Below are 12,782 nucleotides of genomic sequence, written 5' to 3'. Positions count from 1 at the left end.
TTTCGCTGTAGCAGCGGCCTTGTGCCCGACGGGGCCGCAACGGGCTCCGCGGCTACGCCGAGCGCGCAGGTTTGCTGATGGTCTTGCCGGTTTGCGAGGCCACCTCAAGGGCTTGGCCGTCCCGCTGTTTGCCTTGGCGCGCCAGGCCTTCAAGCTGCGGTATCAGCATGCCTTCCGGCAAATGCCGCCAGAACCGCCCAGGCATGTGCAGGCGCAAGGCGTCCGGGTTGAGGCGGGCCGGGTTGAAGGTGTGGCGGTAGTAGGTGCGCCAGAGTTCGGCGCCGGGGTCTTCGGCGTTGCGGGCCCACTGGCGCCAGGGCTCGGGGCACTGTCGCTGGTAGTCGAAGGACTGGCCGTCGAAGCGAATGCCATCCTGTGGCGTGGCAATCAACCAGCGCAAACGCCCCAGGCGGTCGGCAAAATGCGCGCTGGCACTGTGCAGAATGTCGTGTGCCGGTTCGTGATAGGCCACCAGCTCCAGTTGCAAGTGCTCAGCCAGTTCATCAGGCAGCGGCACGAAGCGTACAAACGCGTGCAAGTGATGTGCCTCGCGGGTTACCTGCTTGATGCGCCGTTGCAGCTCACTGCCCAGCCGGTCACCGGCCAGCATTGCCGTGCGGTCGCCATGGGCGACGCGCCACAGCACTTCATACAGCAGGTTCCAGCGCTGTTCGCCACGGTAGCGAGAGGCCTGCTCCAACTGGCTCAGCAGTGCGGCCGGGACTTTGGCCCGGAAAGGGCCAGGCCCTTCAGGCGGCGCTGCCGGCACGGCCAGCAGGTCCGCCATCGGGCCTTGCGACCAGGTGACTTCCGACGGGTCGATGCCATGGCTCAACAACACCCGGGCCTGGTCGCGCCAGGTGGCGAACAGGTCGTCGCAGTCGAGTGCGATCACCCCCATAACCCCATCTGCACGGGCGCTGGCGGCTCACTCAAGCGCGCGCGCAGCAAGCCGCTGCGCAGCTCGGCCTGGGCGGGGCGGTAGTCGCTGGTGACGATGAACGGCCGTGCCTTGTCCAGCACGCAGCGCAGCTGGATCAAGTCGTCATAACGGATGCGCCGCTCCCGCCGCAGGGCGACCAGGCGCTGTACGCTGCGCAGGCCGATGCCGGGGATACGCGCCAGTAGCGCAGGTTCCGCGCGGTTCACGTCCAGCGGGAAGACTTCGCGGTTGGCCAGCGCCCAGGCCAGCTTGGGGTCGATGTCCAGTGCCAGGTTACCGCTGTGGCCCAGCAACTCGCCAGCCTTGTAGCCATAGCCACGCAGCAGAAAGTCGGCCTGATACAGGCGGTGTTCGCGCAGCAGCGGTGGTGCGGCGAGGGGCACGCTGCCGGGGCTGTCGGGGATCGGGCTGAAGGCGGAGTAGTACACGCGCTTGAGGCCGTAGCCCTGGTACAGCGACTCGGCATTGCGCAGCAAGGTACTGTCGTCGGTGCTGTCGGCGCCGACGATGACTTGGGTGCTCTGCCCGGCCGGGGTAAAGCGCGGCGCCCTGGGCTCGTTGGCCACGGCCTGCTGGCCCTGATGAATCACGCCCATGGCCTGGCGAATGGTGCGCCCTTGCTTTTCCGGCGCCAGGCGCTTGAGGCTGGCGTCGGTGGGCAGTTCGATGTTGACGCTGAGGCGGTCGGCCAGGCGCCCGGCCTCTTCGATCAGCAGCGGGTCGGCATCGGGGATGGCCTTGAGGTGGATGTAGCCGCGGAAGCTGTGCTCTTCGCGCAACAGCCGGGCCACACGGATCAGCTGCTCCATGGTGTAGTCCGCCGAGCGGATGATGCCGGAGCTGAGGAACAGGCCGCTGATGCAGTTGCGCCGGTAGAAGTCCAGGGTCAGGCGTACCACTTCCTCGGGGCTGAAGCGCGCGCGTGGCACGTTGCTGGAGCGGCGGTTGACGCAGTACTGGCAGTCATACAGGCAGAAGTTGGTCAGCAGTACCTTGAGCAGTGATACGCAGCGGCCGTCGGGGGTGTAGCTGTGACAGATACCCATGCCATTGGTAGCACCCAGGCCGTCAGCGCCGCGCGAGTTACGCTTGGGCGCGCCGCTGCTGGCGCAAGATGCGTCGTACTTGGCGGCATCGGCCAGGATGCCGAGTTTGGCGATGAGTTGCATGGCGCGGTCTCGCTATACTGAATATTCATACAGTATTTTGAGATTTGATGGATTGCAAGCGATATGGATAGGGGAGCGCGAGTTTGACCTGGAGCAGTACCTGATCGGGCAGGCGCTGTAGTTCGGCGGGCATTCGCCTAAGCGCCCACCGGACCGGCAGGGTCTGGTGGGTCATTTCCCTGCGTGTTCCTCAACGACCAGCGGGTTGCGCCAGGTATCGGCCCAGGCGAAGTGGTAGACGTCGTTGGGGGCACTGGCCTGGCACTGACCGTTGTCGGCATCTGCACCGACGACATACCATTTGGCCCGCGAGGTTTCACCCAGCTTGCGTGCCTTGTCGACGTTGAAGCACTGGCCCAGTTCGGTGGCTGGAACCAGGGCGAAGGCGGTGGGGTGCTGGCGCAGCCAGTAGACCGCTGCATCCACTTTGGATTGGCCGGTGAAGCCGAAGTGCACGATGGGTTGCCGGGCAAATAGCCAATGCCCCTCGCGCCAGTTGACCAGCACCAGTTCGGCACCGGCAGTGGCCTGTGCGGCGTCGCTCATCAGCGTCTCATGCGGGTTGCGGCCCTCCTTCACGGGTTCGACGAAACCACGCGCGAACCACAGGGCGAACCATACCAGGGCTGCTGTGGTGAATGCCTTGTGCCAGCCCGGCCGACGCTGCCACCAGCGCTTGAGCAGCCACGGCACAAGCGGCGCCATGGCCAGAATCAGGCCTGGCAGCGCCGGGAAAATATACAGCTTGCGCTTGCCGGTGCTCAGGCTGAAGAACAGCAGCACCAATGCCACCCAGCCTAGCAGCAGCAGGAAGCGGCCATCGTGCTTTTGCAGTTGCCGGCGCCAGGCCGGTACCAGCCAGGGCAGGGCCAGGATCAGAGGCAGCCAGTACTTGGGGATGACCTTGACGAAGAAGTACCAGAACGGCTCGCGATGGTCCCAGGCATTGGCATAGCGGCTGGCGGTCTGGCGCAGCAGGATTTCCTTCAGGTAGGCCAGCTCTGCGGCGCCGCCGCCATGGGCGATCGACACCAGCAGCGGCAGCAGCCACACGGCGCAACCGGCGAGTAACCACAGTAGCCCCAGGCTCCAGCGCCATCCCTGGCCGGGCATGGCGACTACGCCGCGCCAGCGATGGCGCACCGCCCAGGCATAAGGCAGCAATATCAGCGCCGGAACAAAACCCACCCCCTTGCTGATAATGCCCAGGCCCATGGATGCGCAAGCCAGGTAGAACCAGCCCCAGGCGGGCCCCAGTAGCAGGTGGCGCAGCATGCCGTAGAGGCCCAGCGCAACCCAAAGGCACAGGAAACTGTCGATCTGCCCGGTGCGCAGGATGCTGTAGGTCTGGTAGGTGGCCAGGAACAACAAGGCCGCGATCACGCCGGTGCGCCGGTTCCACAGGCGCCGCCCGAGGTCATGCAGCACCCAGGTGATGGTCGCCGCCGACAGCAGCCCGGGCAGGTACAGGGCAACGGCGGGCGCGCCGGTCAGGTAGCTGAACAGCGCCACGGTCCACATGAACAACGGTGGCTTGTCGCCATAGATCTCTGCTGCACGGTGTGGGATGAACCAGTTGCCGCTCTGCAGCATTTCCAGGGCCACGCCGAGAAAGCGTTCTTCATCGACATTCATCGGCTGACGCCAGCCGATTCCCGCGCCCACCAGCAACACGGCGAGGGCGATCAGGGCCAGGCGTTCGGCCCCGATTGTCTTGAACTTAGGCAAAGGGCTATTCCTTCAGTTGCTGGTGGCGGGCAATCAGTTGCAGGTTGCGCAGGTAGACCAGAAAGCCGAAGCTTTGGCCGATAATGAAGACCGGGTCCTGGCGGTAGATGGCGTAAGTCAGCAGTAGCGCGCTGCCGAGCATGCTCAGGTACCAGAAGCCTACCGGGATCACGCTGCGGCGCTTGAGTTCGCTGTACAGCCACTGCAGCACGAAGCGCCCGGTGAAAACGGCCTGACCCGCGAAGCCGATGATCAACCAGAGGGTTTCGCGGGTCATCCTTCAAGCTCCTGCGGGCGGCTGTGCAGGCGGGTGCGGCGGATTAGCCACCACACCCCGAACAAGTCGAGGATGCCGACCAGGGCGCGGTCCAGGTTGCCATACTTGGAGACACCGGCGTGGCGTGGCCGGTGGTTGACCGGGTGCACCAGCATGCGGCCGTTGTGGCGCAGGATCAGTGCCGGAATGTAGCGGTGCATGTGGTCGAAGTAGGGCAGGTGCAGGAACGCTGCCCGCTCGATCAGCTTCAGCCCGCAGCCGGTGTCGGGCGTGGCATCCTTGAGCAGGCGGCTGCGCAGGCCGTTGGCTACGCGCGAGGCCCAGCGCTTGCTGGCGCTGTCACGCCGGTTGACCCGGTGCCCGGCCACCAGCTTGACGCCGCCGGCCAGGTTCTGGTTGGCGCGCACCAGGGCTAGCATGCCGGGGATGTCTGCCGGGTCGTTCTGGCCATCGCCATCCAAGGTCGCCAGCCAGTGGCCGCGGGCCGCCTGGGCGGCATGCCACAGCGAGGTGCTCTGTCCCAGCGAACGGTCGTGACGCAGGATGCGCAATTGCCTGTAGCCCTGGCTTTTCAGGTGTTGCAGTACGCTCAGGGTGCCGTCGCTGCTGCCGTCGTCGACCACCAGCACTTCGTAGTGTTCGGCCGTGAGTGCAGTGCGTATCTCCATCAGCAGTGATGGCAGGTTGTCGACCTCGTTCTTGGCGGGGATCAGTACCGAGAGGTCAAGTGGATCGCTCATGAGGCTACCTGTGATCGTGTTGTGATTGCGTGGATCAAACCCGGTAGAAATCCCGGTACCAGCCAATAAAGGCGTTGACGCCATGTTCCAGCGATGTGCCTGGGGAGAAGTCGATCCAGCGTGCCAGTGAGCTGACGTCGGCCCAGGTTTCCAGCACGTCCCCCGCTTGCAGCGGCAGGTAGTCGCGTTGGGCCTTGATACCCAAGGCGTCCTCCAGGCATTCGACAAAATGCAGCAGCCTTACCGGCTGACCGCGGCCAATATTGAACAGTTGGCAGGGTGGTTTCCCCTCGGCTGGCCGGGGCGGTTTCAGGCGCAGGCGCACGATGCTTTCGACGATGTCGTCGATGTAGGTGAAGTCGCGGCCCATCAGGCCGTTGTTGTAAAGCGCTATCGGCCGGCCCTCGAGCATGGCGCGGGTGAATTTGAACAGCGCCATGTCGGGGCGGCCCCAGGGGCCGTAGACCGTGAAAAAGCGCAGGCCGGTGGTCGGCAGGCGGTACAGGTGGGCGTAGCTGTGCGCCATCAGTTCATTGGCGCGCTTGCTGGCGGCATAGAGCGACACGGGCTGGTCGACCGGGTCGTCGATGCTGAACGGCAGCTTGGCATTGGCCCCGTACACGGAGCTGCTGGAGGCGTAGATCAAGTGGCGTGGTGGCTGCGCTCTGCAGGCCTCGAGAACATTGAGGAAACCAACCAGGTTGGCCTGGCCGTAGGCACCCGGGTTGTCCAGTGAATAGCGCACGCCGGCCTGGGCCGCCAGGTGGATCACCTCGCTGAACGCCTGCCTGGCGAACAGCGGTTGCAAATCGGCAGGGTTGGCGATGTCGAGGGTATGGAAGTGGAAGCTGGAAAAACCGAACAACGCCTGCAGGCGCGCCCGCTTGAGCTCGACGCTGTAGTAGGCATTAAGGTTGTCGATACCGACCACTTCGATGCCGGCCTCGCACAGGCGCCGCGCCACGTGGTAGCCAATGAAACCTGCCACACCGGTAATCAGTACCGGCATACTGGCTGCACCTGGCCACGGCCGATCCCGTAATAAGTCAGGCCGGCGGCGGCCATGTGCTCGGGCTCGAACAGGTTGCGCCCGTCGAACACCACCCGGTCGGTCAACTGCTGCGGCACCTTGTCCAGATTGAGTACGCGGTAGTCCTGCCACTCGGTGACGATCACCAAGGCATCTGCGCCCTTTAATGCATCGTCCTTGCAGGGCACCAGTTGCAAGTCGGCACGCGGGCCGTAGTGGCGCCGGATTTCTTCCATGGCCTGAGGGTCGTGAGCCTGCACCCGCGCGCCCGCGGCCCACAGTGCTTCCAGCAGGACCCGGCTGGAAGCTTCGCGGATATCATTGGTATTGGGCTTGAACGACAACCCCCACAGGGCAAACACCTTGCCCCGCAGGCCGCCGGGGTAGTGGCGCTGGATCTTGCTGAACAGCCGACCCTTCTGCTGCTCGTTGACCGACGCTACTGCGCGCAGCAACTGTGTCTCGAAGCCTTCCGCCTCGGCACTGTGGCGCAGGGCTTGCAGGTCTTTGGGGAAGCACGAGCCGCCAAAACCGCAGCCGGCGTAGATGAAGTCATAACCGATGCGCGGGTCCGAGCCGATGCCACGGCGCACCATTTCGATGTCGGCCCCCAGGTGCTCGGCCAGGTTGGCGATTTCGTTGATGAAGGAAATCTTGGTTGCCAGCATGCAGTTGGCCGCGTACTTGGTCAGCTCGGCGCTGCGCGCATCCATGACCATAAGCTTCTCGCGGTTGCGGCTGAAGGGCAGGTAAAGCTCGCGTAGCAACTCCACTTCGGCCGCATCTGCGCCGCCGATGATGATGCGCTCGGGGCGCATGCAGTCATCCACCGCTGAGCCTTCCTTGAGAAACTCCGGGTTGCTGATCACCTGGAAGCGGCTGGTATCGGCCACGGCCTGGGCGATACGTGCCTTGATGCGGTGTACCGTACCCACCGGCACGGTGGACTTGTTGACGATTACTTTGGGCCCGTCAGCGTGTTCGAGGATGCTGTCGACCACGGCGAAAACGTGTTTCAGGTCGGCGCTACCATCGGCTTGCGGCGGAGTACCGACGGCAATGAACTGCAACCTGGCATAGTTGGCAGCGACTGCGGCATCCGTGGTGAAGCGCAGCCGACCGCAGGCGAGGTTCTTCTCCAGCAGCGGCGCAAGGCCGGGCTCGAAGATCGGGCAATGGCCCTCACTCAGGCTGGCCACCCGATCGGCATCGACATCCATGCACAACACCGAATGGCCCACCTGGGCCAGGCACACCGCCTGGGTCAGGCCGACATAGCCGGTTCCGAAAACCGTGACCTTCATTTGACAGCTCCTTGATAGGAAAGCTGAAAAAAAATGTCACATCCTTGTTTAGGAATTGTTACCTGACGGATGTTTTCGTGGGCCATGAGGCCTTTATTCCACTTCGCCCAGGCAGAGCATCTAAACTTAATGACAGCTCGCGTTAGCGCGTTGTACCGCGAACGAAAACCCTTGAACCGACCACCGCCTTCCCGGAGCGGATGTCCCTCGTTGGCGATGGCCTTCTTGCAGAGGAGGGCAGGTCATGGACGAGGCAAGGCTTCACGATTTCATGGGCAAGCTGGTGGGCGACATGGGCGCGGCGGCGACGCTGGCCAATGTCATTCTCGGCGATGAACTGGGGCTGTACCGGGCCATGGCCGACAGCCAGGCGGTCACCCCTGAGCAACTGGCGGAAAAGACCGGCTGCCACCCGCGGCTGGTGCGAGAATGGTTGAATGCCCAGGCGGCATCGGGCTACATGGTCCATGACAAGGGCCGTTTTGTGCTGCCTGAAGAACAGGCCATGGCCCTGGCGCTGGAGGATTCTCCGGCCTACATGGCCGGCGGCGCGTCAGTGGTGGCGGCGCTGTTCCATGACAAGGACAAGCTGGTAGCCGCCATGCGTGGCGATGGCGGGTTGGCCTGGGGCGATCACCACCCGTGCATGTTCAGCGGTACCGAGCGGTTTTTCCGGCCGGGGTATCGCACCTTCCTGGTAGCGGATTGGCTGCCGGCACTGGAGGGTGTGGTGGCCAAGCTGCAGGCGGGCGCCAAGGTGGCGGATGTGGGGTGCGGTCATGGTGCCTCGACGCTGGTGATGGCGCAGGCGTTTCCAGCGTCGACCTTCGTGGGGTACGACTATCATCAGCCTTCGATCGTCACCGCCAACGCGCGTGCGCGTGAAGCGGGGTTGGAGTCGCGGGTGAGCTTCCAGCAGGCCAGCGCCAAGGAGTACCCGGGGCATGACCATGACCTGGTGTGCTTCTTCGATTGCCTGCACGACATGGGTGACCCGGTCGGGGCAGCCAGGCATGCCTACCATGCTTTGAAAGCGGATGGCACGGTCATGCTGGTGGAGCCTTATGCCGAGGACTCGCTGGAGGGTAACCTGACACCGGTCGGGCGCTTGTTCTATGCGGCGTCGACGTTTATCTGCACGCCCAATTCGTTGTCGCAGGAAGTGGGGCTGGGGTTGGGTGCGCAGGCCGGGGAGGCGCGATTGCGGGCGGTCTTCGAGGAGGCAGGGTTCAGCAGGTTCCGGCGGGCGACGCAGACGCCGTTCAACCTGATTCTGGAGGCCCGCAAGTAGAGCGTGATCCTGCACCGGCCTCTTCGCGGGCTCGCCCACACAGGTTACGTGCTTGTTTCAGGCCTGTGGAGCGCCTGGGCTGCCCGCGAAGTGGCTGGGCCTGGAAAGCAGAAGGGGCGCCATGTGGCGCCCCTTCTGTTTGTTGCTTAGGCTTCAGCGTCCCAAGGACGATCGCCTTTTTCATCTTTGACGCGGGTCGGCAGGCCCATCACGTCCAGCGCCTTGAGGAACGGCTCGGCTGGCAGCTCCTCGACGTTGACCATGCGCTTGGCATCCCACTCGCCACGGGCAACCAGCAGGGCGGCAGCCACTGGCGGTACGCCGGCGGTGTAGGAAATGCCCTGGCTGTCGGTCTCGGCGTAGGCTTCTTCGTGGTCGGCCACGTTGTAGATGAACACTTCGCGCGGCTGGCCATCCTTGGTGCCTTTGACCAGGTCGCCGATGCAGGTCTTGCCGGTGTAGCCAGGGGCCAGCGAGGCCGGGTCTGGCAGTACAGCCTTGACTACTTTCAGCGGTACCACTTCCAGGCCTTCGGCGGTTTTCACCGGTTGCTCGCTGAGCAGGCCCAGGTTTTTCAGTACCGTGAACACGTTGATGTAGTGCTCGCCGAAGCTCATCCAGAAGCGCACGTTCGGGACGTTGAGGTTCTTCGAAATCGAGTGAACTTCATCGTGGCCGGTCAGGTACAGGTTTTGCGAGCCTACCACTGGCAGGTCGTCGGTACGCTTGACCTCGAACATGGTGTTGCTGGTCCACTGGCTGTTCTGCCAGCTCCACACTTGTCCGGTGAACTCGCGGAAGTTGATTTCCGGGTCGAAGTTGGTGGCAAAGTACTTGCCATGTGAACCGGCATTGACGTCGAGAATATCGATCGAATCAATGCTGTCGAAATACTGTTGCTGCGCCAGCTTGGCGTAGCTGTTCACCACACCCGGGTCGAAACCGACGCCGAGAATGGCGGTAATGTTCTTTGCCTGGCACTCTTCGAGGTGTTTCCACTCGTAGTTGCCGTACCACGGTGGGGTCTCGCAGATCTTGCCCGGCTCTTCGTGGATGGCGGTGTCCAGATAGGCGACACCCGTATCGATGCAAGCACGCAGCACCGACATGTTGAGGAAGGCGGAACCCACATTGATCACGATCTGCGATTCGGTTTCGCGGATCAGCGCCTTGGTTGCCTCGACATCGAGGGCATTGAGCGAGAAGGCCTGGATGTCGGCGGGTACCTTGAGGCTACCCTTGGCCTTGACGCTGTCGATGATGGCCTGGCATTTGGAGATGTTCCGTGACGCGATGGCGATACGACCCAGTTCGTCGTTATGCTGCGCGCACTTGTGGGCCACCACCTTGGCGACACCTCCTGCACCAATGATAAGAACGTTCTTCTTCAATTTACCCTTTGCTCCTTACTTGAAAGCCGGTCTTACGACAGGCTGGAAACGTAGTCTTCGAAACCGAACTCGCGGACGACTTCGACGCTGCCGTCGAGCTGCTTGACCACGATGGAAGGCATCTTCAGCCCGTTGAACCAGTTTTTCTTGACCATGGTGTAACCCGCCGTGTCGATGAACGACAGGCGATCGCCAATGGCCAGCGGACGGTCGAATTGGTACTCGCCGAAGATGTCACCGGCCAGGCATGACTTGCCGCAGACCATGTAGGTATGCTCGCCGTCATTGGGGGCCATCTTGGCGTTGAGGCGGTAGATCAGCAGGTCGAGCAGGTGCGCTTCGATCGAGCTGTCGACCACGGCCAGGTGCTTGCCGTTGTACAGGGTATCGAGCACGGTCACTTCCAGCGAGGCGCTGTTGGTGATGGCGGCTTCGCCCGGCTCCAGGTAAACCTGCACGCCGTATTTTTCCGAGAACGCCTTCAGGCGCGCGCAGAAGGCGTCTACTGCATAGTCTTCACCGGTGAAGTGAATGCCACCACCCAGGCTGACCCACTCGACCTTGTGCAGCAGGTGGCCGAATCGCTCTTCGATGTGCGTGAGCATCTTGTCGAACAGGCCGAAGTCACCGTTCTCGCAGTTGTTGTGGAACATGAAGCCGGAGATGTGTTCGATCACCTGCTCGATCTTGGCCGGGTCCCATTCGCCCAGGCGGCTGAACGGGCGGGCCGGGTCGGCCAGCAGGTAGTCGGAGCTGCTGACCTGCGGGTTGACGCGCAGACCACGCACCTTGCCTTCGGACTGTTCGGCAAAGCGTTGCAGCTGGCCGATCGAGTTGAAGATGATCTTGTCGCAGTTCTCAAGCATCTCCTCGACCTCGTCGTCGGCCCAGGCCACGCTATAGGCATGGGTTTCACCGGCGAACTTCTGGCGGCCGAGCTTGAGCTCGAACAGGGAGGACGAGGTGGTACCGTCCATGTACTGCTGCATCAGGTCGAACACCGACCAGGTGGCGAAGCATTTGAGGGCGAGCAGCGCCTTGGCACCGGAGTGTTCGCGCACGTAGGCGATCTTCTCCATGTTGCTGAGCAGCTTGGTTTTATCGATGAGGTAATACGGCGTCTTGATCATTTAAAGGCCCCCGGCCAGGCCGGCCAAAAAAAGGACACGCATTGTGCCTTCACTTGCCGCAGACCGAAAGGGCGGGATACGCATTTCGTCAGGGTTGACGCTATTGCGAGGGCTTTTTCGGTTGCGGCGAGCCTAGTAGATCAGGTGCATGTGACTGTCGTAATCACCCCCGACAGATGGCAGCTTCAGTCTGCCTGCTGCAGCCAGGCCTGGATCTGCTCCAGTGTTGCGGTAGCGCCGCCACAGACCACCACCAGTACATTGCGCAAGGCGCCCAGTGCCTTGGCATCATAGGCCACTGCCAGCGCCGCCCCGCACGCGGGCTCGACCAGCACACGGTGGTCCAGCAAGAACCGCTCACAGGCCTCCAGCGCTGCGCGATCGCTGACCAGATGGCTGTGCACCGGATGCTGCTGCACGCACCTCAGCGCCTGATCAGCCACACGCTTGGCCCCCAGCGACGTGGCCACCGAGGCGATGCGCTCCAGCTCCACCGAATGCCCAGCCTGCATGGCCGCATGCAGCGACGCCGCGCCCTCGGTTTCTACTGCCAGCACCGGCACATCGCCCCAGCCATTGCGCTTGAGCCCCTCTACCACGCCACTGAGCAAGCCGCCCCCGCCGACTGACAACACCACCGCGTCCGGCTTCAGGCCGGCTTCGGCCACTTCATCCACCAGGCTGGCATGCCCGGCCCACAGCAGTGGGTCGTCGAATGGGTGGATGAAGGCATCGTTCGGGCCTACCAGTGTCTGTGCCAGGGCGTTGGCCTCTTGCCAGGAACTGCCGTGCACCACCACCTTGGCGTCTTCCAGGTGCAGCAGCTGCTTGGCCCGTTCGGTGGTGGTTTCGGGTACTACCACGGTCACCGGCACCCCCAGCTTGCGTCCGGCGTAGGCGACTGCCAAACCGGCATTGCCACCTGACGAGGACACAAAGTGCCGGGCGCCACGCGCGTGGTGTACCTCGCAGGCGTAGCCTACACCGCGCAGTTTGAACGAACCGCAGGGTTGCAGGGCGTCGAGCTTGAGCCAGATATTACGACCGGCCGCCAACGACAGCGGGCGCGACTCGATCAGGGGGGTATGAATGTGCAAGGTCATTGGCTGGCTCCGCGTAGTTGCTCGAGGTAGTTGTAAATGGTGTAGCGCGTCACGCCGAGAGCGCTGGCAGCCTTCTCGACGCCGCCCTTGACGATGAACAGGCCGCGCTCCTGCATGACGCGCACGGCCTCGACCTTGGCCTGTTTGTTCATCCGCCCCTGGCCGCTGCGCTGCAGGGCAGCCTGGATGATCTCGCTCATCAGCAGCTCCATGTCGGCCGGTTCGTTGACCGCCGGTATGGCCCCCAGCGGCTGCAACTGCTGGAGAAAGCTCATGGCAGCATCCAGGCCGGTGACGTCGGTGTTGACGCACAGGCTGGCGAAGGGGTGGCCGCTGCTGTCACGGAAGATTGCCGTGGCACTCCGTAGCGTGCGGCCTTTGAGCGTAGTGGGGTAATCGGGCAGCACCACCGGCTCACAGCCGTGCTGGTCGGCCGAGGCCTGCATCAGTGCCTTGAAACCCTGGTCCTGCTCCGGTGCGGCGAGGATCGGGCTGCCCACGCTGCGGCCGGAAAGATGACCGTTGACGATCGCCACCACCGAGTGTTCGGGGTGGTCAAGGTCGTGCAGGAGTATTTCCATGTTGCGCGCGGCAACGCTGCCCAGGGCCTGGATCGCGGCCTTGAGCACGGTGAGGGTGAGTTGGCGTTCTTCGCTGGGGGTGATAGACATGGCAG

The 12,782-nt window shown here is 63.3% G+C and carries 12 protein-coding genes; 1 reads left to right on the top strand and 11 read right to left on the bottom strand.

The window, feature by feature from the left end:
• Positions 1-52: 52 nt before the first annotated feature.
• The 7 genes from LMH93_RS15235 to LMH93_RS15205 all read right to left on the bottom strand — a co-directional run bounded on the left by LMH93_RS15235 (position 53) and on the right by LMH93_RS15205 (position 7,191).
• Positions 53-901, bottom strand: coding sequence for a TIGR03915 family putative DNA repair protein (locus LMH93_RS15235; RefSeq protein ID WP_014861078.1), 849 nt, complete (start codon positions 899-901; stop codon positions 53-55).
• Positions 892-2,112, bottom strand: coding sequence for a putative DNA modification/repair radical SAM protein (locus LMH93_RS15230; RefSeq protein ID WP_003248106.1), 1,221 nt, complete (start codon positions 2,110-2,112; stop codon positions 892-894). The genes LMH93_RS15235 and LMH93_RS15230 overlap by 10 nt, the downstream gene beginning before the upstream one ends.
• 171 nt (positions 2,113-2,283) lie before the next feature.
• Positions 2,284-3,840 carry an ArnT family glycosyltransferase gene (locus LMH93_RS15225; RefSeq protein WP_230064333.1) on the bottom strand — a complete coding sequence of 519 codons (1,557 nt, stop codon included), beginning with the start codon at positions 3,838-3,840 and terminating at the stop codon, positions 2,284-2,286.
• Positions 3,841-3,844: 4 nt separating this feature from the next.
• Positions 3,845-4,117: a lipid-A-disaccharide synthase N-terminal domain-containing protein gene (locus LMH93_RS15220; protein ID WP_003248111.1), complete on the bottom strand. Its 273-nt coding sequence runs from the start codon at positions 4,115-4,117 to the stop codon at positions 3,845-3,847.
• The gene (locus LMH93_RS15215) at positions 4,114-4,857 is read right to left on the bottom strand and encodes a glycosyltransferase family 2 protein (protein WP_003248113.1); all 744 of its coding nucleotides are present in this window, start codon (positions 4,855-4,857) and stop codon (positions 4,114-4,116) included. Before LMH93_RS15215 ends, LMH93_RS15220 begins: the two co-directional genes overlap by 4 nt.
• A 34-nt stretch (positions 4,858-4,891) precedes the next feature.
• Positions 4,892-5,866 carry an NAD-dependent epimerase/dehydratase family protein gene (locus tag LMH93_RS15210; protein ID WP_230064332.1) on the bottom strand — a complete coding sequence of 325 codons (975 nt, stop codon included), beginning with the start codon at positions 5,864-5,866 and terminating at the stop codon, positions 4,892-4,894.
• The gene (locus LMH93_RS15205) at positions 5,854-7,191 is read right to left on the bottom strand and encodes a UDP-glucose dehydrogenase family protein (RefSeq protein WP_108078613.1); all 1,338 of its coding nucleotides are present in this window, start codon (positions 7,189-7,191) and stop codon (positions 5,854-5,856) included. Before LMH93_RS15205 ends, LMH93_RS15210 begins: the two co-directional genes overlap by 13 nt.
• A gap of 244 nt (positions 7,192-7,435) precedes the next feature.
• Here LMH93_RS15205 and LMH93_RS15200 point away from each other — a divergent pair, with 244 nt between their 5' ends.
• Positions 7,436-8,482: a class I SAM-dependent methyltransferase gene (locus tag LMH93_RS15200; protein ID WP_003248119.1), complete on the top strand. Its 1,047-nt coding sequence runs from the start codon at positions 7,436-7,438 to the stop codon at positions 8,480-8,482.
• Between the two features lie 146 nt (positions 8,483-8,628).
• Here LMH93_RS15200 and LMH93_RS15195 read toward each other — a convergent pair whose 3' ends face one another.
• From LMH93_RS15195 to LMH93_RS15180, 4 genes are all read right to left on the bottom strand, one after another.
• A complete protein-coding gene (locus LMH93_RS15195; protein WP_003248123.1) occupies positions 8,629-9,873 on the bottom strand; it encodes a saccharopine dehydrogenase family protein in 1,245 nt (414 codons plus the stop codon).
• A 32-nt stretch (positions 9,874-9,905) separates the two neighbouring features.
• Positions 9,906-11,003 carry a carboxynorspermidine decarboxylase gene (locus LMH93_RS15190; RefSeq protein ID WP_014756455.1) on the bottom strand — a complete coding sequence of 366 codons (1,098 nt, stop codon included), beginning with the start codon at positions 11,001-11,003 and terminating at the stop codon, positions 9,906-9,908.
• Positions 11,004-11,188: 185 nt separating this feature from the next.
• A complete protein-coding gene (locus LMH93_RS15185) occupies positions 11,189-12,106 on the bottom strand; it encodes a pyridoxal-phosphate dependent enzyme (RefSeq protein WP_230064331.1) in 918 nt (305 codons plus the stop codon).
• Positions 12,103-12,777, bottom strand: coding sequence for a helix-turn-helix transcriptional regulator (locus tag LMH93_RS15180; protein WP_047604983.1), 675 nt, complete (start codon positions 12,775-12,777; stop codon positions 12,103-12,105). Before LMH93_RS15180 ends, LMH93_RS15185 begins: the two co-directional genes overlap by 4 nt.
• Between the last annotated feature and the right edge of the window lie 5 nt (positions 12,778-12,782).

The sequence above is a fragment of the Pseudomonas sp. CIP-10 genome (genome assembly GCF_020911845.1).
GTDB classification, from domain to species: Bacteria; Pseudomonadota; Gammaproteobacteria; order Pseudomonadales; family Pseudomonadaceae; genus Aquipseudomonas; species Aquipseudomonas alloputida.
Note: the sequence above shows the minus strand (reverse complement) of the source record. Positions and strands in the feature narration are given on the sequence as shown.

Coding starts and splice junctions, on each gene's coding strand:
- LMH93_RS15210 (WP_230064332.1), bottom strand. CDS start 5,866: ATGCCGGTACTGATTACCGGTGTGGCAGGTTTCATTGGCTACCACGTG.
- LMH93_RS15235 (WP_014861078.1), bottom strand. CDS start 901: ATGGGGGTGATCGCACTCGACTGCGACGACCTGTTCGCCACCTGGCGC.
- LMH93_RS15190 (WP_014756455.1), bottom strand. CDS start 11,003: ATGATCAAGACGCCGTATTACCTCATCGATAAAACCAAGCTGCTCAGC.
- LMH93_RS15215 (WP_003248113.1), bottom strand. CDS start 4,857: ATGAGCGATCCACTTGACCTCTCGGTACTGATCCCCGCCAAGAACGAG.
- LMH93_RS15220 (WP_003248111.1), bottom strand. CDS start 4,117: ATGACCCGCGAAACCCTCTGGTTGATCATCGGCTTCGCGGGTCAGGCC.
- LMH93_RS15180 (WP_047604983.1), bottom strand. CDS start 12,777: ATGTCTATCACCCCCAGCGAAGAACGCCAACTCACCCTCACCGTGCTC.
- LMH93_RS15230 (WP_003248106.1), bottom strand. CDS start 2,112: ATGCAACTCATCGCCAAACTCGGCATCCTGGCCGATGCCGCCAAGTAC.
- LMH93_RS15185 (WP_230064331.1), bottom strand. CDS start 12,106: ATGACCTTGCACATTCATACCCCCCTGATCGAGTCGCGCCCGCTGTCG.
- LMH93_RS15205 (WP_108078613.1), bottom strand. CDS start 7,191: ATGAAGGTCACGGTTTTCGGAACCGGCTATGTCGGCCTGACCCAGGCG.
- LMH93_RS15200 (WP_003248119.1), top strand. CDS start 7,436: ATGGACGAGGCAAGGCTTCACGATTTCATGGGCAAGCTGGTGGGCGAC.